The sequence below is a fragment of the Iodidimonas nitroreducens genome (genome assembly GCA_000710935.1).
Taxonomy (GTDB): domain Bacteria; phylum Pseudomonadota; class Alphaproteobacteria; order Sphingomonadales; family Rhodothalassiaceae; genus Iodidimonas; species Iodidimonas nitroreducens.
This window is the reverse complement of record BAYV01000013.1, coordinates 97,971-120,535: the sequence shown is the minus strand read 5'-3', so window position 1 is coordinate 120,535 and position 22,565 is coordinate 97,971. Positions and strand designations below refer to the sequence as shown.

Annotated in this window: 20 protein-coding genes; 8 read left to right on the top strand and 12 right to left on the bottom strand. The window is 55.1% G+C overall.

Annotated elements, in window-relative coordinates; all coding sequences use genetic code 11:
• Positions 1–70: 70 nt before the first annotated feature.
• Positions 71–2,419: a TonB-dependent receptor gene (locus tag AQ1_RS06540; protein ID WP_052371061.1), complete on the bottom strand. Its 2,349-nt coding sequence runs from the start codon at positions 2,417–2,419 to the stop codon at positions 71–73.
• Between the two features lie 274 nt (positions 2,420–2,693).
• On the opposite strand from AQ1_RS06540, the gene AQ1_RS06535 reads away from it, so the two are divergent.
• The 5 genes from AQ1_RS06535 (at position 2,694) to AQ1_RS06515 (ending at position 5,950) form a co-directional block, all read left to right on the top strand.
• Complete coding sequence (locus tag AQ1_RS06535; RefSeq protein WP_042085499.1) at positions 2,694–3,158, top strand: DUF6789 family protein; 465 nt, start codon at positions 2,694–2,696, stop codon at positions 3,156–3,158.
• A 118-nt stretch (positions 3,159–3,276) separates the two neighbouring features.
• Complete coding sequence (locus tag AQ1_RS06530) at positions 3,277–3,648, top strand: winged helix-turn-helix domain-containing protein (RefSeq protein WP_042085612.1); 372 nt, start codon at positions 3,277–3,279, stop codon at positions 3,646–3,648.
• A 65-nt stretch (positions 3,649–3,713) separates the two neighbouring features.
• Positions 3,714–4,541 carry a molybdate ABC transporter substrate-binding protein gene (modA, locus tag AQ1_RS06525; protein WP_081837130.1) on the top strand — a complete coding sequence of 276 codons (828 nt, stop codon included), beginning with the start codon at positions 3,714–3,716 and terminating at the stop codon, positions 4,539–4,541.
• 3 nt (positions 4,542–4,544) lie between these two features.
• Positions 4,545–5,216 carry a molybdate ABC transporter permease subunit gene (modB, locus tag AQ1_RS06520; RefSeq protein ID WP_042085496.1) on the top strand — a complete coding sequence of 224 codons (672 nt, stop codon included), beginning with the start codon at positions 4,545–4,547 and terminating at the stop codon, positions 5,214–5,216.
• Positions 5,213–5,950, top strand: a complete 738-nt coding sequence (locus AQ1_RS06515) for a sulfate/molybdate ABC transporter ATP-binding protein (RefSeq protein ID WP_042085495.1) — start codon at positions 5,213–5,215, stop codon at positions 5,948–5,950. The genes modB and AQ1_RS06515 overlap by 4 nt, the downstream gene beginning before the upstream one ends.
• Here the strand turns inward: AQ1_RS06515 and AQ1_RS06510 are convergent, their stop codons facing one another.
• Together AQ1_RS06510 and folE are read right to left on the bottom strand one after the other, a co-directional pair.
• Positions 5,951–8,152, bottom strand: a complete 2,202-nt coding sequence (locus AQ1_RS06510; RefSeq protein ID WP_313981470.1) for a S9 family peptidase — start codon at positions 8,150–8,152, stop codon at positions 5,951–5,953.
• A 240-nt stretch (positions 8,153–8,392) separates the two neighbouring features.
• Entirely contained in the window at positions 8,393–8,983 is a 591-nt protein-coding gene (gene folE / locus AQ1_RS06500; protein WP_042085490.1) for a GTP cyclohydrolase I FolE, read from the bottom strand.
• A 210-nt stretch (positions 8,984–9,193) separates the two neighbouring features.
• Between folE and gspG the strand changes: the two genes are divergently transcribed.
• Positions 9,194–9,640, top strand: coding sequence for a type II secretion system major pseudopilin GspG (gene gspG, locus AQ1_RS06495; protein WP_042085488.1), 447 nt, complete (start codon positions 9,194–9,196; stop codon positions 9,638–9,640).
• Entirely contained in the window at positions 9,637–10,599 is a 963-nt protein-coding gene (locus tag AQ1_RS06490; RefSeq protein ID WP_042085485.1) for a type II secretion system minor pseudopilin, read from the top strand. Before gspG ends, AQ1_RS06490 begins: the two co-directional genes overlap by 4 nt.
• On the opposite strand, the gene AQ1_RS06485 is transcribed toward AQ1_RS06490, so the two are convergent.
• From AQ1_RS06485 to AQ1_RS06445, 9 genes are all read right to left on the bottom strand, one after another.
• On the bottom strand, positions 10,596–11,264 hold the full coding sequence (locus AQ1_RS06485; RefSeq protein WP_042085483.1) for a prepilin-type N-terminal cleavage/methylation domain-containing protein: 669 nt from the start codon (positions 11,262–11,264) through the stop codon (positions 10,596–10,598). The two genes, AQ1_RS06490 and AQ1_RS06485, sit on opposite strands and share 4 nt — an antisense overlap.
• On the bottom strand, positions 11,261–11,650 hold the full coding sequence (locus AQ1_RS14460; protein ID WP_161760462.1) for a prepilin-type N-terminal cleavage/methylation domain-containing protein: 390 nt from the start codon (positions 11,648–11,650) through the stop codon (positions 11,261–11,263). Before AQ1_RS14460 ends, AQ1_RS06485 begins: the two co-directional genes overlap by 4 nt.
• Positions 11,651–11,677: 27 nt before the next feature.
• A complete protein-coding gene (gene gspD / locus AQ1_RS06475) occupies positions 11,678–14,050 on the bottom strand; it encodes a type II secretion system secretin GspD (RefSeq protein WP_161760460.1) in 2,373 nt (790 codons plus the stop codon).
• Between the two features lie 28 nt (positions 14,051–14,078).
• Positions 14,079–14,738 (bottom strand): hypothetical protein, encoded by a 660-nt coding sequence (locus tag AQ1_RS06470; RefSeq protein WP_042085480.1) that lies wholly within the window; start codon positions 14,736–14,738, stop codon positions 14,079–14,081.
• Positions 14,735–15,322, bottom strand: a complete 588-nt coding sequence (gene gspM / locus AQ1_RS06465; protein WP_042085479.1) for a type II secretion system protein GspM — start codon at positions 15,320–15,322, stop codon at positions 14,735–14,737. The genes AQ1_RS06470 and gspM overlap by 4 nt, the downstream gene beginning before the upstream one ends.
• The gene (locus tag AQ1_RS06460) at positions 15,319–16,506 is read right to left on the bottom strand and encodes a PilN domain-containing protein (protein ID WP_042085478.1); all 1,188 of its coding nucleotides are present in this window, start codon (positions 16,504–16,506) and stop codon (positions 15,319–15,321) included. The genes gspM and AQ1_RS06460 overlap by 4 nt, the downstream gene beginning before the upstream one ends.
• A 91-nt stretch (positions 16,507–16,597) precedes the next feature.
• A complete protein-coding gene (locus AQ1_RS06455; protein ID WP_161760458.1) occupies positions 16,598–17,101 on the bottom strand; it encodes a prepilin-type N-terminal cleavage/methylation domain-containing protein in 504 nt (167 codons plus the stop codon).
• Positions 17,102–17,110: 9 nt separating this feature from the next.
• A complete protein-coding gene (locus AQ1_RS06450; protein ID WP_042085601.1) occupies positions 17,111–18,370 on the bottom strand; it encodes a type II secretion system F family protein in 1,260 nt (419 codons plus the stop codon).
• A 4-nt stretch (positions 18,371–18,374) separates the two neighbouring features.
• Positions 18,375–20,090, bottom strand: coding sequence for a GspE/PulE family protein (locus AQ1_RS06445; protein WP_081837127.1), 1,716 nt, complete (start codon positions 20,088–20,090; stop codon positions 18,375–18,377).
• 791 nt (positions 20,091–20,881) lie between these two features.
• Here AQ1_RS06445 and AQ1_RS06440 point away from each other — a divergent pair.
• Positions 20,882–22,543: a multicopper oxidase family protein gene (locus AQ1_RS06440; RefSeq protein WP_313981439.1), complete on the top strand. Its 1,662-nt coding sequence runs from the start codon at positions 20,882–20,884 to the stop codon at positions 22,541–22,543.
• Positions 22,544–22,565: the final 22 nt, after the last annotated feature.

The window sequence follows — 22,565 nt, the reverse complement described above, 5'->3', positions numbered from 1 at the left end:
ACAACCGCGTGCCCCTCTCATCCCTTTGATGATCCGGGCACGCGGCTGATTGACAAGCCTGCGCGGTTATCTAGAAACGCCCGCGCACCTCAAGGCCGAACATCCGGGGCGGCCCGGCAATCTGGGTCGGCAAGCCAAATCCACCACCTGTATTTCCGCTATCAATCAGGAAATTCTTATCGAAGGCATTTTCCACAAAGCCCCCGATGGAAAGCTGGCCATCCCGCACCTGAAAGCCCCCGCGCAAATCTGCAAGCCCAAAAGAAGGCTGCTGATTAACGCCGCCGCTTTGCTGATTATCATCAGTGAAAAAGATACGGCTGGTATAGGTATAGCTGGGATTGAGGTAAAAGCTCACCCCTTTGCCGATGGGCACCAATAGATCGGCCCCGATGGCAAAAGAATGTTTGGGGCTGATCCGAAAGCGATCCCCCGCAACGAAACCAACCGTATCTTTCGGCCCGAATTTGGCTTCATCTCCTGATATTTTGGAATCAAGAAAGCCATAATTGGCAAAGAAGAACAATTCCGGGATCACCTGCCAGCGCAGATCCGCCTCAAAACCAATAGTGCTGGCTTCTCCATCATCGGATGTGATGGCATCCAAAGTCGTGGTCTCCGGATTGTCGATAGTTGTCAGGAAATTATTGAAATCATAGTAGAAAACAGCCGCATCAAGGGTCATCCGGCCGCCAAGGAAGCTGGATTTCAGCCCGGCTTCATAGCTATTGAGGGTTTCTTCCTTGAAAATCTCGATCAGATTGGTGGCCCCTTGCTCTTCCAAAGTTTCGGGCCGCCGACCGCGCGCATAGCTGATATAGGCATTGAGCGTATCGGTGAGCGCATAGCGGGCCGCGATGCGACCGGTGATACCGGTAAAGGTTTCATCCCTTTCATCGATCCCGCTGCCCGCCGCGCCGATGCGGAACAAGGGCAAAACAAAATTATTGGGGAAGCTGGGCGCGCGGTTAGGTGAGAAATCCGGCACAATCAGCGCACTTTCCACATCCGAAAATGAAAAGCGCACACCACCGGTCAATTCCAGCCGATCGGTTACCGCCCAAGAGGCATCGCCGAACAGATCATAGCTGTAATTTTCACCCCGATTGGTTTGTTCTTCGATGAAGGGATCATCGGGAAAGCCGGGCACAAGATTAACCTGGCCATCCGCCCCCACAAAAGGGGTTCCAAGTATCAGATTGGCAAACACCCGCTCATCGGTGACCGAAACAACGCGCTGGGTGCCCTTTTCATAAAAGAAATTGGCCCCGATAAAACCGGCAAAACCATTGCCCGCATCATAATCGAGCCGCATTTCATGGCTCAACTGATCGCTTGATGCATCTTCGATAAATTCCAAAAAGCGCGCCTGAAACCCATCGGCATCAAAGAGTTCAACGGCATCGAACGTCCGCCAACTGGTGATCGCACTGAAGCCTAAAACATCGGAAATCTCATAGCGGCTATTGAGGGTTGCGCTCCAAAGTTCACGCTCGATACCAAGATCGGCACCCTGATCGAATTCGGCAAAGCTGAAAGGGCTGGTATCGCCGCCCGTAGGCGCCACCACCGTGCTTTTAAAGGATGTGCCGGGCTGATCATCATTTTGATAATTAATGATCAGGGTCGTGGAAAACGGGCTTTCCGGGGTATAAGCAAGGGATCCCCGCAGGGCAAAGGTGCCGATGCCCTGCAAATCGCTGCCCCTAAGCCTTGCATTGGGATTTTGCGATTGCGCTTCACCGGTGATGTTTTTGATATGGCCATCCCGCTCGCGATATTGCCCGGCGATGCGGAATAACAACAGATCATCAATGATCGGGGTGTTGAAATGCCCCTCGATCTTGCGCCGGTCGAAATCCCCCACTTCAGCCGCAAATGAGCCATTGGTGGTATTCTCAGGCCGGGCTGAAATGAAATTGATCGCCCCCACCATCGCGCCCCGGCCCAAAAGCGTGCTTTGCGGCCCTTTCAAAACCTCGACCCGCTCCAGATCGAACAAGGCAATCGATGATCCACGCGGACGGCTGATATCCACCCCATCCTGGAACACCGAAACCCGGGGCTGGGTGGTGGCGGCGCCATTATCGGTCGTGATCCCGCGCACATTGATCGCAGGATTATTGACGCTTTGCTCATCAATCCGCACGCCCGGGATGAAATCCGACAGGCGGTCCATTTCATCGATCCCCTGGCGGGCCAGAAATTCCGGGCTGAAGGTCGTCATGGTGATTGGCACATCGATGGCCGCCTGCTCGCGCTTTTGCGCAGTGACGATGATTTCCTCCAGCATGCCTCGATCCGCCGCATCCGTCTCGACAGACTGCTGCGCCCAAGCGCTGTTTGATACCCCATTGATAATAGAAATCAGGGCAATCCCTGATAATAAGGCCGACCGTCTATGAGCCTTCGATAACATGACCGTTTCCCCTTTGTGCTATTGTTCGTGCGGTGAAACACCACCAAGGCACAGCTAGAGACGGTTAATGTCATTCCTGTATCGCTATTATGACCTTCCAATGACGGTGAGATTTATACGTCTTGCGCTCAGATATCCGCTCGTCAACTGCAATCAAAAGCTGCAGGGCATTGGGTTATGCGGGATTGGGGAACATTTCATAATGAAAATCGTTTTTGCGAAAGGGGTGACCCTTGTAATTCGATAAAAGTGCTAACAGGAACAGGATAATCACATGTCATACATCAATGGAATCATTGCGGCATTTATTGCCACTGTGGTGCTTTCAGCAATCATGCTGATGAAAGGTGCTATGGGAATCATGCCGGAACTGAATGTGATCAAGATGCTTTCGGGCATGAGTGCAAATATGCTTCAAATGCCTGCCAATCCAATGATTGGCTGGGTGATGCATTTTGTCATCGGATCGATCATCTGGGGGGCTTTGTTCGTGGCCGGCCTGAAGCTATGGCCGGGCAGCAGCTCTATGATGAAAGGCATTTCTTTTTCGATTGCGGCATGGCTTTTGATGATGATCCTACCCATGCCCATGGCCGGAGCCGGGGTTTTTGGCCTGAATATGGGGATCATGGCACCGATCATGACCTTTGTTCTGCATGTTATCTATGGGTTGGTGATGGGCGCAATTTTTACCAAGCTGGAAGAGCGCCAACACGCATCATCGCAAACAGCCCATTGATCCAAATGCCTTTTTGAACATGCAAAAGGCTTCGCTTCCTGGGGCCTTTTGCTGATAGATTCCAAGGCTGATCCGGCATCAACACGAGCAGGGCGCAATGGGCTTAAAAGCTGACGAGATGATCAACATAAACGAACCGCCCCGCCTGCATATCCGGATTGTTTTCGGGCCCAAGGCCATGATTGGCCCGGGCAAGGCCGCCCTGCTCGATCAGATTGCGCAAAAAGGCTCGATTTCCGCTGCCGGGCGGGCCATGGGCATGAGCTATAAACGGGCATGGATGTTGATCGAAGACCTGAATGCCATGTTCCGCGATCCCCTTGTGGAAAGCAGCCGGGGCGGACCGGGGGGTGGCGGTGCCCTGCTCACCCCGAATGGCAAAGCGGTTTTGAACCTTTATCGCCAAGTACAAAATGATGCTGCCTTCAGCAGTGTGGCCAGCCTTATGGCTCTCTCCTCCCTGCTCAAAGATCAGGCCATCGAGGAATAAGGGTTGCAGCAAGCAGCCATCCGATGTGTTATGTTTGACGAAACATAACCGGAGATATTGACCCGATGCCGAATTTTTGCTGCCTTAGCCATTATCACCCCCTGCCCGCTTTCAGGGCGGCTGTGCTTCGGTTGATGGTGGTGGCGGTATTATCTTTGGCTTTTTATGGCCTTGCAGCCGCGCAGGATCGATCTCCGGTCATTGCCGCCGCTTCTGATCTGCGCTTTGCCCTGTCTGATATCATCACGACTTTTGAAAAGGATACCGGCCATAAGGTCCGGGTTTCTTATGGCTCCACCGGACAATTCGCGCAGCAGATCCGCCAGGGCGCGCCCTATCAGATCTTCATGGCCGCCGATGAAGCCTATATCGCCGATCTTCACCGATTGGGCCTTACCATGGATGAAGGCGATCTTTATGCCGAAGGGCGCATCGTTTTGATGGTCCCCCATGGTTCAAAGCTGAAAACCGATGCCCATCTCGATCATCTGGCAAGTCTGCTTGATGAAAAGGCCATCGCCCATTTTGCCATCGCCAATCCCGATCATGCCCCTTATGGCGCGCGGGCAAAGGAAGCCCTGATCCATAAAGGCATCTGGCCAGCCATCGAGCCCTTTTTAGTGCTGGGTGAAAATGTGAGCCAAGCGGCGCAATTTGCCCTTTCCGGCAATAGCGAAGGCGGCATCATCGCTTATTCTTTGGCACTCTCGCCTCAGCTTAAAACACGCGGCCGCTATGCCCTGATCCCGGCCGATTGGCATCAGCCTTTGCGCCAGCGCATGGTGCGTCTGAAGGGTGCCGGGGCCATCGCCGAAGATTTTTACGCCTATATGAACACCGAGAAAGCCCGCGCGATCATGCGTGATTATGGCTTCAGTCTGCCGGAGTCCTGAGCCATGGATTGGACGGCGCTTTGGCTGTCTCTGCGCTTGGCGGGATGGACGGTCGCCATCCTGCTCCCTATCACCTTGCTGATCAGCAGGCTGCTGGCTTATCGCAATTTTCGGGGAAAAGCGCTGGCCGAAGCCCTGATCATGCTGCCTTTGGTTTTGCCGCCCACAGTGTTTGGATTTTATCTGCTGGTTGGATTTGGCAAGGCATCCTGGATCGGCGCCTTCTGGCAAAACACATTCGGTCATTCTTTGGTCTTCAGCTTTGAAGGATTGGTGGTGGCGTCCGTTCTGTTCAATCTGCCCTTTGCGATCCAGCCCGCACAAAGGGGATTTGAAGCCATCCCCAAAGATCTGCGTGAAGCGGCTCAAACATGCGGCCTCTCGCCCTGGCGCAGTCTTTGGCTGATCGAGCTTCCCATTGCCTGGCCGGGGATTCTCACCGCCATGGTGCTGACATTTGCCCATACATTGGGCGAATTTGGCATTGTTTTAATGGTGGGCGGGGCCATTCCCGGCGAAACAAAAACCATCGCCATTGCCATTTATGATCGGGTGCAAAGCTTCGATCAACGGGGCGCGGCTTTAATGTCGGGCTTTTTGGTGACCCTTTCACTCTTTACCATCGCCCTCACCACATGGCTGTCGGGGCGCTTGGGGTGGAGGATGTCGCGATGACTTTGAAGCTGAGCATCAAGGCCGAAAGCCCCATCCCCCTCGCCATTGATTTGCAACTCGAACCAGGGGCAATGCTGGCTTTAGTGGGCCATTCAGGGGCGGGGAAAACCACCATCCTGCGCACGATCGCCGGACTTTACACCCCGGCCATGGCGCGCCTATCGGTTTCTGACGACCTGTGGCTCGATACGGATCGTGCTATCAATCTGCCCCCGCGCCAAAGGCGGGTGGGAATGGTGTTTCAATCCTATGCCCTTTTTCCGCATATGTCGGCGATCCAGAATGTGGCCTGCGCCATCGATGATCTGGGCTCGGGCGAAAAAATGGCCGAGGCGGAAAGGCTGCTCGCTTTGGTGAATTTAAAAGGGCTGGAAAAGCGCAAGCCCGCAGCCCTTTCCAACGGCCAGCAACAGCGTGTGGCTCTGGCTCGAGCGCTGGCCCGACGCCCCAAGGCGCTTTTGCTCGATGAACCTTTTGCCGCCCTCGATCGCCGCACCCGCGAAGGCCTTTATGGCGAAATCATCGCCTTGCGCCATCAACTGCGGCAGAGCCACCATGCTCCCGATCAGATCATGCCGATCATCCTCGTCACCCATGATATGCACGAGGCCGAACGCCTTGCCGACCAGATCATGGTGATCGAAGACGGGCAGATGATCGCCCATGGCCCGGTTCCGGATGTGCTTTCGCAGCCTGAAGCGCTGAGGGCGATGGGCATTCCGCAGCCATCATGATCAAGGCTTCAGCTTTCGATCAAAGAAATCCAGTGCCCCAGACCATAGATGCGCCCGGGTCGCCTCACCGCTGATGCGATGCTTTTTACCGGGATAGGTCATCAATTCAAAGCCGATGCCCTCATTTTGCAGAACCGACATCAGCTTCACCGCATGATCGAAAAACACATTATCATCGGCCATCCCATGCACCAGCCGCAGGCTGTTGGGCTTCATATCGCCAAGATGGCCAAAAACCGATGCCTCGGCATAAACATCGCGCCCAGCTTTTGATGCCTCATCCTTTGCATCAGGCTGGCCAAGATAGCGTTCGGTATAATGGGTATCATATAGGCGCCAATCAGAAACCGGTGCCACAGACATCCCGGCCTTGAAAACATCGGGGGCCTGCGCCAGCAGATGGATCGTCATATAGCCGCCATAAGACCAGCCATAAACGCCGATGCGTGCGCCATCGATATAATCCTGTGCCGCCAGATATTTCGCCCCCGCCACCTGATCGATCACTTCGCTATGGCCCATCTTGCGGTACAGCACATCCTCAAAAGCCTTGCCCCTATTGGCGGAACCGCGATTATCCAGCTTTAAAACGATATAGCCATTGCGGGTGAGGATCTGATCGAAATCGATGGACCAGCTTTTCCGCACCCTTTGCACCCCCGGTCCGCCATAAACATTGATGATCGCGGGATAGGTTTTCGCTTCGTCGAAATCCGCCGGTTTCATCAGTTCATAATAAAGATCCGTACCATCTTCAGCCTTGATGGTGCCAAAGCTGCTTGTGGCATGATGATCAAGAAAGGGCGCATAAGGATGATCGGCATCCAATTCATTCTTCTCGATCCAGGTGACCAGATCACCCTTGATGGTTTTAAGGGCCACCCGCGGCGGCGTGCGCGGTGCTGAATAGCTATCCACAAACACAGACGCATCATCCGAGAGGCTGATATCATGCCAGCCTTCTTCCTTGGTGAGACGGGTGATGGATTGGGGATCGGGCTCAAGCGTTGCCTGATAAAGATGCCGCTCGGTGGGGCCATCCTTGAAGCCCGAAAAATAAACGGCGCCTGCCTCTCCATCCACGCGCTCCAGCTTGGCCGCCACCCAGTCCCCGGCGGTCAGCGCGCCGATTTCGCGGCCTTCCAGATCATGGAGATACAGATGCCGAAACCCGCTTTTTTCCGATGACCAGATGAACCGATCACTGTTTTCGAGAAATTTCAGATCATGATGCAGATTGATCCAGCTTTCCGCCCTTTCGGTGATGGCCACCCATTGCTTGCCCGAACTGATATGGGAAAAAACCAGATCGAGGCGCTTTTGATCGCGGCTTTCCCTTTGAAAGGCCAGATGGCGGCTATCGGGCAGCCAATTCACCCGCGCCAGATAAATATCCTTTTCCTCGCCCAGATTGATCCAGTCGATTTCTCCGCTTTCGAGGCTGACCACGCCCAGTTCGATGAGCACATTGGCGGTTCCGGCAAAAGGATAGCGCTGGGCAATGGTCGTGACCCCGCCATTTTCCGAAAGTTCATAACGATCAACGACCTGCACCGGGCTTTCATCAACCCGGGTGAAGGCGATATGGCTTTCATCGGGGGCCCACCAATAGCCGGTATCGCGATCCATTTCTTCCTGTGCCACAAATTCCGCCATACCCATCAGAACAGGGCCGCTGCCCTCATGAGTGAGCTGCTTTTCAACGCCGTTTTTGACATTCACGACAAACAGATTCTGATCGCGGATGAACGACACATAGGCGCCTTTGGGCGAGAATTTGGCATCCGTTTCAAAGCCCTCGGTTTCCGTCAGCCTTTTCGCTTTGCCTGCCTTGATATCATAGACATGAAGATCCCCGCCCAAGGGAAAGAGAAGGCTTTGTCCATCTTTGGAAAATTGATACTGAACAATGCCGCTGGCGGAAATGCGCTGGCGTTCCCGGCGGGCTTTTTCCACCTCGCTCAGGTCTTCGGCCACACCCCCCAAAATATCATCGCTATCCACTAAAAGCCGGGTTTCACCCGTTTCGATATGATATTCCCACAGGTCCTGAATGCGGAAATCCCGCTCCTTGCCCTTTAAAAAGGTGACCCGGCTGCCATCGGGCGCAAGCTTCAGGCCATTCACCTTTGGCCCATCAAGCGCGGGGCTGCCAACCATCCGGGCGATGGTCAGATCTTCGGCATACGAAAATGCGGGCATCATCATCCCCATCAAAAAAACAAAACCGACAAGGGCTTTAAAAAACGCGACCATCGAAACCATATGCAATTCCCATATCCTGAAAGCCATCAAGGCCGGGCTGACCCAAAGATCGACCGGCTGTGGCCTTTTCTAATCTGCCAAAACAGTCCCCAAAGCACAGTGCTGCGTTCATCGCCCGAAGGCAAGACCTCCCGCGCGCAATCCCGCGCTCACCATTTGGCAGGATGAAAGGCCCGATCAAAAACCCATCAGGGATAAAACCTCGCGCCGGGCCTTATCATCTTCACGAAAAACGCCGGTCATCCGGCTTGTGGTCATGATCACCTCGGGAGTTTCCACGCCCCGGCAGGTCATGCAGCCATGGGTGGCCTCGATAACCACAGCCACGCCCTCGGGTTCAAGCACTTTTGTGATACAATCGCCAATCTGGGCGGTCAGGCGTTCCTGCACCTGCATCCGCCGGGCATAGGCATGAACCACCCGTGCCAATTTGGAAATCCCCACCACCTTATCATGAGGCAGATAGGCCACATGCGCCTTACCGATGATGGGCGCCAGATGATGTTCGCAATGCGAAACGAAAGGAATGTTGCGCAGCAAAACCACTTCATCATAGCCCGAGACTTCTTCAAAAGTCCGCGACAGATAAATCACCGGATCTTCTTCATAACCCCGGAAATATTCCAGAAAGGCACGGACCACCCGTTCGGGCGTATCGCGCAGCCCTTCGCGATCAGGGTCTTCCCCCGACCAGCGGATCAGGGTTCGCACCGCATCGCGCGCCGCCGCTTCTTCTTTCGAGATTTGCACGCCCGCGGACTTTGTCATGTCATCATTCCTTTATATATTCATCTTGATGGGCGCGGCCTGCCAGCCCTGATCAACGCCCCCAGCTTTATCCCCAGATGGGCTGTGGGGCAAGATCGCGCCTGTTTCAAAAATCCAAACTTATCATTATGATTGACACCAAAGATTTACCTGTTCTTGTGTTTTTCCCTTATAGTTTGCACAAGAAACTCTGCCAATGAGGATGATTTCATGAGCGCGACGACACGACAGACCAGAAAAAAACAATCCGGCTTCACCTTGATGGAATTGCTGGTAGTGCTGGCGATTCTTGGGTTGCTGGCCTCTTTTGCCGTTCCCCGCGTTTTGAAATATCTGTCGGGGGCGAAAACCGATGGGGCCAATATCCAGATCAATAATCTTTCAGGCGCGCTCGATCTTTACCGACTGGAAACCGGGCGCTATCCCACCACAGCAGAAGGATTGCAGGCCCTGATCAAAGAACCAACCGGGGCACGGGGCTGGAATGGCCCCTATATCGATAAGCCCGAAGGCCTGATCGATCCCTGGGGCCGCCCCTATCATTATCGCTTCCCCAGCCAGATGGGCATGGATGTGGATATCTATTCGCTGGGAGCCGATGATGCGCCGGGGGGCGAGGGTGAAAATGCGGATGTCAATAACTGGAGCAGCAGTTGATCATCGATCCATCCGCCGATCTTTCGTCGGCATCAGGCTTTTCCTCCGCCGATCAAGGCGCTCGTCATGGTGGCTTTGCCCTCATTCTCGTCTTGTGGGTTTTAACATTGATCTCTTTGATCATTGCCGGGTTTCTTAGCACCACCCGCAGCGAAACCCGCACGCTGATTGCCCGCAGCGATCAGGCCGAGGCCGAAGCTTTGGCCGATGGGGCCGTTTTCTGGGCCATCGGGCAATTGCTCACCATCAATTATGAAGCCGAAGGCCCGCAATCGGCCATTGCGGTGAATGGCACGCCCCGCCGCGTGCAGATCGATGATGCCGAAATCAGCATCGCGGTGCAGGATGCAGGGGGGCTGGTCGATCTCAATGCCGCCGATGAAATTTTGATGCGCAGCCTGCTCATCAGCATGGGTGAAAGCCCGGATCGAGCGGATATTCTGGCTGCACGCATTGCCGATTTCCGTGATAGCGATGATCGGCCACGCCCTTTCGGTGCCGAAGATGCCGATTATCGGGCTGCGGGCCTTGCATATGAGTCCCGCGATGCGCCAATGATTCAATTTGAAGAATTATTGCAAATCCCGGGCATGACCCATGATCTGGTTCTGCGCCTGTCACAGGTCGCCACGGTGCAATCGGGGGGGCGCGCCGTTGATCCCACATCGGCCCCACCCGATGTTCTGGCGGCTATTCCGGGGTTAAGCGAGGGCGAACGGGCTGCCTATGCCTCGGGCACGATCATCAGCCTGGCGGATCGTGCTGCATCAGCCCCCAATCCTTATCTTACCGGCCCGGCGCGCAGCATTTTTCATATCACCAGCACCGCGCGCACCCCCGGCAATGGCCTGTTTCAAAGACGCGCCGTGGTCCAGCTTTCCGGAGGCACCGAACGCTATCGCATAAGATCATGGCAGCAGGGCATGATCCTTGAAAGCGAGAGCACAAGCGGTTTTTAATTTGATCCTATGCCCGGGCCCCGGTCTCGGCTTGGCGCCATCATCGGGGCGATGATCAGATCGGGGGCCACCGCAGCCCCCCCCGCATCGAGAAAACGCATTTCAACCAATTGCGGCAGGCGAAAACTGCCCTGCCAGCGATCATACCAGCGCGGGGAAAGCCCGGCATTGAGATCATCATCGCTCAGCCCGAAATAGCGAAATTCCACATAGGGGTTATCCGTAAAAAGAAGGCGCGGTCTTTCCCGGCCATCCTCGATGGCAATGAGCCGATCCGGTCTGATCAGCGCCCAATCGATGGTGAAAGAAGCACCAGCGGGCCCGCTTTCCAATTGAAACAGATAAAGCCCACCAATCCCCACCCCCATCGGCATGGTGCTGGCAAAGCTGAGACTGGTGCGATCACCGACAAAGGATGGCGCCTGATCTTTGCCATTATGGGAAATGCTGATCGCCTGCGCCCGGCTCAGGCTATGGCGGATGAACGAGCGCACAGCATCGGCATCGATGCTTTGGCTGATCCGGGCTTCCCCGGCAAACCACGCCTTGCTGGTAAAGCGCAGGGCCGTAAAAAGGCCCGCCGATAACAGGCCCACAAGGGTGAGGGCAACAATCAGTTCCACAAGGGTAAAGCCCGCCTGTGTTGATCGAGCCTGGCGCATCATGGCACCTCGCTTTCAACCAAACGCATGGTTTGCAGATGAAATTCAGCCCCCGATCCATCGCTCACGCTAATCTCGATCATCAGCAGGCGAAGCTGCCCACCGGCAATCTGATCCGATGCCAGATCAGGGGGCGGATCAGATATCGACACCCGCCAGCGATAGCCATCGCCCTCCCCGCTTTCTATGCCCGGGCGCAGTTCAATCTGGCGGCCCAGGCGGGCCATCTGGTTTTGCGCGGCATTCACCAATATTTGCCGATCATCGGCCCGATCAATGCTGCGCAATCCCCGCCCCATGCCCTGAAGCAAAGCCACAAGCATGATCGAGGCTATGGTAAAGGCTACCAACACCTCGATCAGGGTGAAGCCCTTAGAGGATGTGTGCATTCTGCTTCTGGCCGCAAAAAGCTGCATTCAGTTGGGCCCGGCTTGCTCGCTTTTCATGTCGTCAGGCTCGCTTTTGGGCAGGCCAAAATTCTCTTTCAGCCGTTCCAGCCCCTTCATCCGCCTGCGCAGTTCCTGGGTCACCTCACGAGCTTCGGCCTGATCGCGCACCACCCGCGGGGTCAGCATCACCAGCAATTCCGTGCGTTCATTGCCCAAGGTTTTACTTTTGAACAAATTACCAAAAAACGGAATATTCATCAGGATCGGCACACCGGTATCATTGCTGGTGGAACGATCCCGGATCAGGCCACCCAATGCAATGGTTTCCCCGGTTTGCACCGCCACCGATGAACTGATCGTGCGTTGCTGAATGGTGGGGGCATCGATCCCCGAAGATGTTGTGGGCACCACATCCGATACCTCTTGCAAAACATCCAGAACCACCAGCCCGCTGGCATTCACATGGGGGGTGACCTCAAGAATGACACCCGTATCCTGAAACTGAATGGAATTGACGATAGGGGCATCGGGATCCTGGGTCGAAACCGATTGCTGCACCGGCACGGGCACCTGATCCCCCACCTGCAACCGGGCCGTTTTATTATCCAGAACCATCAATTGCGGCGATGATACCACGGTCACATCGGTGATTTCGCTTAAGGCATTGAGCGCCGCTCGGGCGCTATTGCTTTCAAAGAAATAGGAAAATCCGGGAAATGTAGGGGCCACCGCGCCGTTTGATACATCTGAAAAACTCACATTCTGGGTATTTTCATTCCCGGCATCGAAAAACCAGCGTACGCCAAAATTCAAAGCATCGTTCAGGGTAACCTCGGCAATCGTTGCCTCGATCAAAACCTGCAAGGGAGAGACATCCAAACGCTTGATCGTGGATTCGATCATGCGAAATTCCTGCGCCGTTGCCAAAATCAGCATGGCATCATTGCGATCATCAGCGATCAGGCGTGGGCCATCGCCATTTTCCGAAGAAAAGGCTGAACCGCTATTGCCACCCGCGCCGGATGCGCGACCCCCACCGCCCGTGGATGTCCGGGCTGCTGCCGATAAAGCCCCACCATTATTGCCAGACACCCCACCCCGGCCAGAGCCAGCAGCCCCCGACCCATCATCTGATGAGGCCGTATTGCCCGAACCGCTGGTACCCGAAAGGCCGCCAGACTGCCGACCCGGAGCCAGGCCGCCGCCGCTTTGGCCCGCCCCCTCGCCCACGGTGCGGACATCGAATAATTCGCCCAGAACCTCGCCAATTTCAGATGCCCGAGCGTTTTTCAAATGATACACATAAAGCATCCGCTGGCCATCCGTGCCGCCACCACGATCAAGGCGTTCCGCCCATTGCTTGGCGCTGACCAGATATTGCGCCTGACGGCTGATCGCCAGAACGGCATTCATCCGTTCAATCGGCAAGAGACGGATCACCCCATCGGTTGGTCCGGGCTGTTCTTCGCTACCCTTGGCAAAGATCGCCTCCATCTCGCTGATCACATCCCCCACATCGGCATGTTGCAAAGGCAGGATGGCAAAAGACATGCCCTGAAGCCAGTTCACATCAAAGGTTTCAACCAGGGCGACAATATCATTGGCTTCAACCGAAGGCCCGCGAAACAACAACAGATTGCGGGCATTATCGGCCTGCAAGCCTCGCCCCGGAGCCAAAAAGGGCTCAAGACTCACCTGCATTTCATCGGCAGAGACATATTGCAAAGGAATGATATGAATACCAAAACCATCGCGCACGCTTTCGCGTCCGCTCAGAAGGGGGGCATTGCCGGTGGTCGCCTCGATGGGCACCACATGATAAACCCCCGAACGTTCCACCAGCGCCACGCGATTGATGGCCAGAATATCTTCCAAAGCCGGGATCACCTGTTCAGCGGGCAAGGCGCGGGCGCTGCGGGCGGTGATCGTGCCTGAAACGGCACTATCAATCATATAGGGCAAAGACAAGGCTTCCCCCAGAACGGCATCCACAACCTTGCGAATGTCGGCATTGGCAAAATTGAGGCTATAGGTGCCTTCGCGCTCCCGCACCTCGGCAAAGCCCGCGTCTTTGGCGGGCTGCCCTCTGTCGTTTTGAGCATCATTGGTAAATTGGCCACTGCCGCGATAGATTTCGGCCTCGGTTGGGGGCAATGAATTCGGGTCTCTTTGAGGATCGCTGCTATCAATCCGGGTGGTTTCATAGGCCTCCCGCGTGCTGCGCTGCTGCTCGCTTTCCTCAAACAAACCCGGCGGCGGAGAGGCCCGATCATTGCTATGCGAACCCCGCACCAGATCCTGTCCGCAGGCCGCCAACAAAATCAGCAGACAAAAAGGCACAAGCCGATGAAAGGCCCGTGCGGGGCTGCGATAGGATCGTTCAATGCTTGCTGTACACACGATGTTATGTCTCATTTTTGTTGTGGGCTCATCCGCCTGAACCGCGGCGATCAAGGCGATCGGGATCTTTGTTTTGACGCGAAGCCGGAACGGGATTGCCATTCGCATCCCCCCGGCGCGGGGTAATCACCGAGCGGGGCTTTACCAGATGCGCGGGCATCCCCAATTGATAGGGATCAGACCCCACCCCCTCCGCACCCGGGGCAAATTGCAGGCTCAAGGAGAGACGCTCGCCATTGCGGATAAAGCTTGCCCCCCATTGGCTGACCGCCAGCAATTCCCATCCCCTATAGCTTTCGCCCTGCCCGATGATCGACATATCCTTTGATTTTTTATCTTCAACGATGGCCGATCCGCCCGCATCCCCCATGATGACACCGACAAGCGCAAGCTCGGTACTTGCCGCCGCCGGGCCCGAGCTTGCCACGGTCCGCACCAAAGGCGGCTTGCGATCGATGGCAAACAGATTGCGTTCTATGATCGCGGCAAAAGTGCTTTGGCCCGGGGCTGCAGGTGGCACCGGTTCGGCAGTTTTGTTATCTGCCCCCATGAAAGCCGATGCATCCTCATCAACCGGCATGTTTTGGGTGAAATCAGGCGGCGTGCGCAGGGCCAAAGCTGCCAAAATGATCAGCATCAGGGCCACCAGACCCAAAGGCACCAATTGAGGCCACAAACGCCGGGTCATTCTTCACCCCGCAGGCGATAGGACGAGACCACCAGTTCAATCAGGAAATTCTGCCCCACCTCAAGATCATCGCCCCTGACCGATGTGCGCTCCAGCCGCGTTCTGATCTGCAATTGATCCACAAAAATCATCGGCTGGCTGCTTTCGATGCGATACAAAAGATCGGATAATCCGCGAATATCCGACATGAATTGCAGCCGCATGGGAATGCGCGACAAGCCATCCCGCACCACGACCGGCAGGCCCTGCAGGGATCGCACATCGCCACCCGCTGCGGTCACTATTTGCCCAAGCAGAGTTTGCAAGCGGGCGGCGGCCAGCGAATCCGTACTTTCGGATAAAAAGACCCCGCTTAGGGCCTGACCTTTTCGCACCTCGCGGCTCAGCGCTTCCACCTCATCAACAGACAGCGCCACTTTTTGATAGCGCCGGAGAAGGGCGGCATCTTTTTCAAGCTGGGCCACACCGGCCCGATAATCAAACACGATGGGGGCGATCACCAGTTCATAGGAAACCGCAATGGCCAGAAAAACCAGCCCAACAGCCGAAATCCTGCGCACAAATAAGGAAGGAGTTTTGATCATCGCCCGCCCCTCACACGCGCTGCGCTGTCGTTTTTGATGGCCGCATTTTGCGGCGTTCCTGCCTTGGGCATGAAAATATCCGCAGCCAGGCTGAACCGCTCGCGGCCAATGCGCTGATCCTGGGTGACCGGGGCCACAAAACGCGCCTGATGAAAAAGATCGATATCTTCCACCGCCGATAAAACAGTGGAGGCCCGATCCGCAAATCCGGTGAGAGAGACCACCCCATTTTCATATGAAAATTCGATCAGAAAAACATCCATGGGCAGGGCTTTGCTCAAGCTGTTCATTAAGGTCAGGGCCATCGGCTCTGCCGCTCTGCGCTCAAAAAGAAGGGTCTGGCGATTTTGCAAAGCCTCAAGATCACGCATCAGATCATCGACCGCCAAAGCTTTCTTACGGGTTTCCAAAAGCTCTTGGGATAAATTCGCGCGGGCCTCGTCCAGCCGATTTTGGGGTAGCCAATAAGCCAGCAGCAAAAGACCCGCCAGCAGCAGGATCGATACCGTTTTAAGACGCGAAAAACCGGGCTTTTCAAGGCGATGATGATCCGGCAAAAGATCCGCCCCCAAAACCGAGGCCCGCAAAGCATCCGGCTTGACCCCGGCCTGCTTCAAAGCATCAAGAAGAGGATTTAAATCTTCCCGGCGCATGAGATCGATGCTCAGATTAATGCGCCCGGCGGCTTGATCGATCAGCGGATTTTTCAACCCGATATAAACCTGCTCCGGCTGGAAAGGCGTTTGGCGATCCAGATCGAATAAAACAGCCTGCGCCAGGCTATCGCGGGCCGCCAAGGGCAGATGGATGGCGCGGCTCAAAACCCGATCCTTGGGGATCAGCACATGCACCTGATCCACTTCGGGCAAAGCCTGAAGGCTCGGGTGATTAAGGGCATCAGCCAAAGCGGCAGGTCGGTCGCGATCATAAGGAGCCTCGAAAATCACGCTGCCTTCGTCTTTATGGTCCGTTGGCCCACGGTCTTGACCCGATAGGGCACAAGGGCCATTGCCCTTATAAAGGCGAGCCGTAACCTGATCCTGACCGATCTCGAACACAAGGGTCCGCCGCCATTGACCGGCGCGTGCCAGCCAAGCCACCGGCAACAGGCCTGCCAGTTCCCTCATCCACCATGAGAAGAGCTGTTTCGCCGTGCGGCCAAGCTGATTGATATCAAAACGCATGGACGAGAACCCTGATCATGCCCCAAATCCGAAATGCATCTTTAGCAAGTGCGAAATTAAAGGAACACTCTTTTTTGAATAGGTCGTGCCTTTAAAAACCATCGGCGTCATCCTTGATCTCGATGCGTCCGGTCAACCAATCGATCGCAAGGATTGACAGCCGATCCCCTTGAGCCAAAGCAATCCGCCCCCCCGCCGACGACCCATCGGGATAAAAATCAAAGCGTGCCCGTTGATCGACACGGGACAACCCTTCGCGCCCGGCCACAAGATCGATATCGATCCCGGCCGGAATGTCGGCTTTGGGAACGCCCGGATAGCGATAGACGGCATCATCGATATCCAGTTCCAGACTGCGCATTTGCCCCGAAGAAATAGCCGCTGCACGGGTTTGCCGCAGGGCGGAGGCCAGATTATGCACGGCATGGGTGTAATCCAGGCCCGGCAGGGCATGATGAAAACGCGGCATGGCCAAAGCCGCCACAATCCCCATCACCGCCATCACCACCAGCATTTCCATCAGGGTGAAGCCGCTCTCAACCGCCTGCCGACAGGAAGACCGCTGCGCGCCTTGGGTGATGAACAGGGGTTTCATGCCCATCTCCTAAAAAGGCAAATCATAAGAGGTGAGAATCGCCGATAGGATGGACCCGATGATCCCCGCCACAAGAATACCCAGAAACAAAGTCACCATCGGCACCAGCAGCGAAACGAGTTTGCGGGTTTCGCGGCCGATTTCCCCTTCATAGATGCGCGCCGTGGTCAAAAGCATAACATCAAGGCGACCGCTTTGCTCCCCCACCCGAATGAGGCGCGCCGCAAGGGGGGGCAGCACCCCGGCTTCAACCAGCGGTTCGGCCAAACCCTCACCCCGGCGCAAGCGCGGTACCACCTGCTCCACAGCCCGCACCAAACGGGCATTGGATAAGGTTTTTCCACTCATCTGCAAGGCCGGCACCACATCCACACCATTCTCGATCAAGGTTCCCAAAGTGCCACAAAAACGCGCCGCCTCGATTTTCCGCATCAAAGGGCCGATCAAGGGCAAATCCAGCCATAGCCCCTGAATCCGCGCCCGCAAGGATGCATCCGCCGAAATAAACCGCATAATAATGTAAAAAATGATAATCGCCAGCGGCAAAGCCCACCAGAATTTCTGCAAAAGCCGCGAAGCCCCCATCACGATCCGCGCCGACATCGGCAAGGCATTGCCCGCGCTGCTGAACAGCGGCTCGAATTCCGGGATCACCCCCAAAAGCAGGACCAGAACCGCCCCTCCCGAAGCCACCAGAATCAGGATCGGATAATTGAGGGCCGAGCGGATATCCTGCGCCAGGGCATGGCTCCGCTCCAAACTATCGGCCAGCTTGAGCAGAACCCGATCAAGGGTGCCGCCCGCCTCGCCCGCGCGCACAAGTCCGATGAAATGGCCGGGGAAATTCTCACTTTGATCTTGCAAGGCATCGGCAAAAGACGCGCCGGACCGAACCTTTTCCAGCAAGCCACCCGCAACCTTTGCTGCCACTGTGCGCCCGCCATCCTGCTGTGCCAGCATCTGCAGACCCTGCTCCAATGGCAATCCGGCATCGAGAAGGGTGGCCAATTCACGGCTCATCATCGCCAAACCGCCAGATGTCAGCTTTTTAGCCTTTGCCTGATCCAGCGAAAAGCCCAGGCGCCCGGCGCGAGAGAAAAGACCACCCGAAAAAATCCCGGCATCTTTTCGGCTGAGATCGGTCATCTGCACCGGCTGCAAGCCCTGCCCCCGCAAATGCGCGATCAGGGCCGCCTGATCCGCCCCATGAAAGGTGCCTTCCACAAGCCGACCCGATTGATCCACGGCGCGATAGCTGAAAACAGCCATAAAATCACCCATCCCGCGCCGTGCGGAGCACTTCTTCGACCGACGTTTCTCCGGCCAGGGCTTTCTTCATACCATCCTCATAAAGGGTCACCATCCCGGCTTCCAGCGCCGCCCGCTGCACTTCTGATGCATCCCCATCTTTCAGGATAATCCGGCGCAGATGATCATCGATCACCAGAATTTCCACAAGGCTGGTGCGGCCGCGATAGCCGCTTTGATGGCAGTGATCACAACCCATGGGCTGATAAAGGGTGGCAGATAAAAGCGCCCCCAGTTTCTTCAAGCCCAGCTTATCATAAAGCTCCGGGCTGATGGCATAAGGCGTTTTGCACGCATCACACAGGCGGCGCACCAATCTTTGGGCCACAACGCCATTCAGCGTGGCGGTGACCAGATAGCTTTCAAGCCCCATATCCATCAAGCGGGTAACCGAAGCCGCAGCGCTATTGGTGTGCAAAGTGGACAACACCAGATGCCCGGTCAGCGCCGCCTGGGCAGCAATCCGCGCTGTTTCCAGATCGCGAATTTCACCGATCAGGATGATATCGGGATCCTGGCGCAAAATGGCGCGTAAGGCATTGGCAAAGGTCAAACCAATAGCGGGCTTCACCTGTATCTGATTGACCCCATCAAGCTGATATTCAACCGGATCTTCCACGGTCACGATCTTGGTGCCTGCTTCATTCAAGCGGGAAAGCGCCGCATAAAGGGTGGTGGTTTTTCCCGAACCCGTGGGCCCGGTGACCAGAAAAATACCATTGGGGCGCTGCAGGCCTTCCAGCAACCGCTCAAGGGTTTTGCCGCCAATGCCCAAGGCCCCGAACTCAAGGCTCAACTGATCCTGATTGAGCACCCGCAAAACCACGCCTTCACCAAAAAGAGACGGCAAGGTGGAGACACGCAGATCAATGGCAGAGCCGCGAACCGCCAGCTTGATCCGCCCATCCTGCGGCAGGCGACGCTCGGCGATATTGAGCTTGGCCATGATCTTCAGACGCGAAACGATGGCCGATTTCAGGCGTAAGGGTGGCGCTTCACCGTCTTGCAAAACGCCATCGACCCGATAGCGAAGGCGCAAACGCTGCTCATAAGGCTCCAGATGAATATCCGAGGCGCGCAAATCGATCGCATCCTCGATCATCCGGCTGACCAACCGCACCACCGGCGCTTCGCTGGCCAGATCGCGCAAGCGTTCGATATCGGTTTCAAACCCCTCGTCTTCAGCAGCATTATGAGTGCGATCCATTTGATCTTCGGTCGCCTGCACCGAGCCATAGAGTCGATCAATCGCCTGCTCGATTTCTGTAGGCAGCCCCACATGCAACACCACCGGCACATCGGCAATCATCGCTAATGACTGCCGAACAAAATCATCCCCGGGATCAGCCATCGCCAGATCAAGGCGATCATCAGTGAGGGCAAGGGGCAAAACACGCTCTTCGCGCAAGAAGCGGGTGCTCAGCGATAAGCCCGGGATCGCCTGTGCGGGGAAAGCATCTTGTTCCACAAGCTTCAGCCCATGGCAGCGGGCCAAAGCCATCGCCAGATCCCGCTCCGCCATCATGCCGAGTTTCAGCAAGACAAGAGGGAGAGAATCCCCCGTAGTCTGAGCAATGAGGCGCGCACGCTCGATCGTTGAATGCTCGATCCGGCCAGCATCCATCAGCAAGGCCGCCAAGCGTTCATCGCGATCAGCCAAAGGCGTTTCCATGGTCTTCATCTATCGCACATTCCGGCCAGAGTGTTAACAATACTTTAAGGATTTATTCTAAACACATCCTATCATCATGAGTGTTAAAAAACTTGTTAATTTTTTTAACTATAGATCGTCAGACACAAATTCGTGAAATGCAGTTGATTCTACCGAAAAGCGCAGACATCCCACAACCTTCAGAACATCTATATGGTGTATTTCTAAATGTTTCAACGCAATAACATAAATGCAATGTGAATATAAATTATTGTTTCTTATGTATAAAATACATACAACAGCATTGATTTGTCTATTTTTAAGAATGTGGCGAAATATGGGCTTGCATTAATTCACAATAAGGCGAAAAATGACAACAGTGAGTGCGGCCCTTTTTGGTTGAGTGAATATGAGTCTTAATGCGGGTAGTTCATAGATAATGATCGCTTTAAAAGTGTTTCGTAGATAATGACGATAAAATCTCGTTATACACGGCCAAACACATCTTTAAAGCTGTTTCCCCACCGCATTCAAATCGCTTGATCAGATCATGCTTCGCGTGAATTTCGCGCCATGCATGCAAAGCTTTCTCACAACCCTGATGGCATCCGTCTTCAGGGAATCGCGGATCGACACGTCAACCTGGAGAAATCCTTATGTTCAAAAGGCGAGATGCTTTGAAGCTGGGTGCCGCTGCCGCTGGTGCGGGCCTCGCGTCGAAGTATGCAATGAGTGCGCCGAAACAGCATGTTATCGAGCGCACACCCGGTAATTTCCCACAAACCGGGCTTATTTTCCCTCAAACATTCAGGCCATCATGGGTGTCCCGACCAAGCCCTAAAGTCACCCCTTTTACGGCCCCCCTGTTTCGGATGCCTGTTGCGCAATCCGTGCCACAATCTGATCTGCTTGATCCCATATTGGGCGGCATGGCGCCTGATCCCGAACGGCATCAGTTGTTCGATAAATTTGCGCCGCAAAAGTTCTATTATGAACGTTTGCAGGAATCGCGCTGGGTGTATCATCCACAGCCCCCCTATAATCAGGGATCGTGGCATTATACCTTCACCGGTCCGAACTTTACCAATATCGCACCGGGGCCGACCTATAAGGCCAAATATGGCGAGCCTGTTTTCGTTCGTCGCATCAATGAACATCCGGAAATCGGCACGGGTAACGTGAATTTCGCGGTTCCCAGCTTTTCAATCCATCTGCATAACGGCCATACGGCGTCGGAATCGGATGGTATCCCCCAGGATTATTTCAATCCCGGCGAATTCTGGGATCATCATTACGCAAACTTCCCGGCGGGCGATCAATCCGGTAAGAATGACGATGAGCGCATGACCACCTTGTGGTATCATGATCATCGCCTCGATTTCACGGCCACCAATGTGTATGCGGGTCATGCCGGTTTCTATCTCCTGTTCGACGAGAAAGATTCCGACAACGAAAATGATCCCAATCCCGATGCCTTCCGGCTGCCCAGCGGGGAATACGACATCCCCCTCATCATCCATGACGTTCAGTTCGATGAAAATGGTCAGGTGGTCTGGGATTTCTTCTCCCCCGATATTCAGAATATCGAAGGCGAATATCTGCCAAGCTTCCAGCACACAACCTTTGGGATGCTGGGCGATACCATGACGGTGAACCGCACCATCCAGCCTTATCTGGATGTGAAACGCCGCAAATATCGCTTCCGTATTCTGAATGGCGGCCCAAGCCGACTCTATGAACTGCATCTGGCCACAGACAGTGCCGATCCCAATGCCCAAAGGGCAACCAACTGGATCATCCTGTCGAACGACGGCAATCTGCGTGAAACACCGATCGAATCGGAAACCCTCAAGCTTTGGGTGGCCAATCGCTCGGACGTGATCATCGATTTCTCGAATTTCAATGCCGGTGACAATGTCTACATCGTCAACCGTTTGGGCATGCGCGAAGATGGCGCCGGTCAAAGCGGCCGTCAGCTCGATGAAGGCGATATGATCATGCAGTTCCGCGTGCAGGCGGGTGATGTCGAAGATCCATCGCGGATCCCCGATTTCATGCGTCGTCAGCCAGCCATCGATTTCAGCGAAGTGCGTCGCGAACGCATCTGGACCTTCGACTATGACAGTGGCCTCTTCACCGTCAATGGCGAGTTGATGGATCCAAACCGTGCTGATGCCAAGATCGAGCAAGGCAGTGCGGAAATCTGGACCTGGCGCAATACCGGCGATAGCTGGGCGCATCCTGTGCATACGCATATGGAAGAATTCCAGATTTTTGAAGTCAATGGCAAGCCGGTGGAGCCCTTCAGCTTCCTCGACACCAAGAAAGACGTGGTGGAACTCGGACCGGGCGATGAAGTGAAATTCTTCGGTCGCTGGCGCGATTTCCTCGGTCCTTACATCATGCATTGCCACAATGTGGTGCATGAGGATCACGCCATGATGGTGCGTTGGGATCTTGTGGAGCCGGGTCAGGGCGACTGATCCCCTCACCGAAACTTTTCGA

Excerpts from the sequence above, each read along its gene's own strand:
- folE (WP_042085490.1), bottom strand. The coding sequence starts at position 8,983 with ATGACAAAGTCCGCGGGCGTGCAAATCTCGAAAGAAGAAGCGGCGGCG.
- AQ1_RS06535 (WP_042085499.1), top strand. The coding sequence starts at position 2,694 with ATGTCATACATCAATGGAATCATTGCGGCATTTATTGCCACTGTGGTG.
- AQ1_RS06450 (WP_042085601.1), bottom strand. The coding sequence starts at position 18,370 with ATGGCTGTTTTCAGCTATCGCGCCGTGGATCAATCGGGTCGGCTTGTG.
- AQ1_RS06455 (WP_161760458.1), bottom strand. The coding sequence starts at position 17,101 with ATGAAACCCCTGTTCATCACCCAAGGCGCGCAGCGGTCTTCCTGTCGG.
- AQ1_RS06445 (WP_081837127.1), bottom strand. The coding sequence starts at position 20,090 with ATGAAGACCATGGAAACGCCTTTGGCTGATCGCGATGAACGCTTGGCG.
- AQ1_RS06540 (WP_052371061.1), bottom strand. The coding sequence starts at position 2,419 with ATGTTATCGAAGGCTCATAGACGGTCGGCCTTATTATCAGGGATTGCC.
- AQ1_RS14460 (WP_161760462.1), bottom strand. The coding sequence starts at position 11,650 with ATGCACACATCCTCTAAGGGCTTCACCCTGATCGAGGTGTTGGTAGCC.
- gspG (WP_042085488.1), top strand. The coding sequence starts at position 9,194 with ATGAGCGCGACGACACGACAGACCAGAAAAAAACAATCCGGCTTCACC.
- modB (WP_042085496.1), top strand. The coding sequence starts at position 4,545 with ATGGATTGGACGGCGCTTTGGCTGTCTCTGCGCTTGGCGGGATGGACG.
- AQ1_RS06460 (WP_042085478.1), bottom strand. The coding sequence starts at position 16,506 with ATGCGTTTTGATATCAATCAGCTTGGCCGCACGGCGAAACAGCTCTTC.
- modA (WP_081837130.1), top strand. The coding sequence starts at position 3,714 with ATGCCGAATTTTTGCTGCCTTAGCCATTATCACCCCCTGCCCGCTTTC.
- gspM (WP_042085479.1), bottom strand. The coding sequence starts at position 15,322 with ATGATCAAAACTCCTTCCTTATTTGTGCGCAGGATTTCGGCTGTTGGG.
- AQ1_RS06530 (WP_042085612.1), top strand. The coding sequence starts at position 3,277 with ATGATCAACATAAACGAACCGCCCCGCCTGCATATCCGGATTGTTTTC.
- AQ1_RS06515 (WP_042085495.1), top strand. The coding sequence starts at position 5,213 with ATGACTTTGAAGCTGAGCATCAAGGCCGAAAGCCCCATCCCCCTCGCC.
- AQ1_RS06485 (WP_042085483.1), bottom strand. The coding sequence starts at position 11,264 with ATGATGCGCCAGGCTCGATCAACACAGGCGGGCTTTACCCTTGTGGAA.
- AQ1_RS06510 (WP_313981470.1), bottom strand. The coding sequence starts at position 8,152 with ATGCCCGCATTTTCGTATGCCGAAGATCTGACCATCGCCCGGATGGTT.
- AQ1_RS06470 (WP_042085480.1), bottom strand. The coding sequence starts at position 14,738 with ATGACCCGGCGTTTGTGGCCTCAATTGGTGCCTTTGGGTCTGGTGGCC.